We start from the raw sequence: 867 nt of genomic DNA, 5'->3' as shown, positions 1-867 counted from the left end.
GCGTGGCGGATCGCGGCGGCCACCGCGGGGGCCTGCGCCGGAGGCACGACCGATAGCACCACGTCCGCGGCGCCGACCGCGTCCGCGAGCGAATCGACCAGTTCCAGGCCACGCGCGAGGGCCCGGGTCCGCTGCGAGCGCCCGGCCACGCAGGCCAGCACCCGGGTACCGCCTTCGGCGTATCCCCGGCCGAGGGCCGCCCCCATCGCACCGGGACTGACAATCGCCATCGTCGCCACGAGCGTCCCACTTTCCGAGAATCCTGCCGGCCCGTGACCGTATCGCGGTGTGCGTCGGCGGGGAGGTCCGAGAGCCGGTATCCCCGCGCGGGGAAACCCGACGGGACGACCAGGCGCGGGTTCGGAAAGGACAGGCGTCCGGATGCTGCCTCGACGCCCGCCTGGTGATAAAACGCGAAGGTACTTATGCCGGGCCCACGGATGCCGGCCGGCGCCGCGTACGAGCGGGCGTTCCCGCCAGGGATAGCCCGCCGCATGGGAACCACGGGGGTTCGGACGCCGGGGACGTACCTCTCGGGAGCCGGGCCGGGATGACCTACGGGGGCCACGGTCGCGAGGCCGGGTTAACCCGGCTGGGGGAAGTGTGGCGTTCACCGGTTTCGGTTGAGCGAATCATCGGAATTCGTTGTCCGTAGATGCTGTGCTGGAGGGGAACCGGATATGCGGAGGGCGGTGCGACGCGGATGATCAGTGGTCAGGCCCATGTGCGCGTCATCTACCCAGGCGGTCGTTCGCTGCAGCGACCGACCTGGCCGGCAGGTATTCCGTGGACGGGGGCGGCGCTGCCCGGCCATGCGGCGGCGGGGCCGCGATCGAAGGGGCTGCGCTCAGCCGGGCGGCGGTCGGC

General features: G+C 72.2%; 1 protein-coding gene. It reads right to left on the bottom strand.

Going from position 1 to position 867, the window contains the following annotated elements; genetic code table 11:
* Positions 1-230 (bottom strand): NAD(P)-binding domain-containing protein (locus MXD58_RS25845; RefSeq protein WP_250610322.1); only part of this gene is annotated, 230 nt, incomplete at its 3' end.
* Positions 231-867: the final 637 nt, after the last annotated feature.

It is taken from the genome of Frankia sp. AgKG'84/4 (assembly GCF_023242965.2).
Taxonomy (GTDB): domain Bacteria; phylum Actinomycetota; class Actinomycetes; order Frankiales; family Frankiaceae; genus Frankia.
The sequence above is the reverse complement of the archived record's forward strand: the minus strand, read 5'-3'. Positions and strand labels throughout refer to the sequence as shown.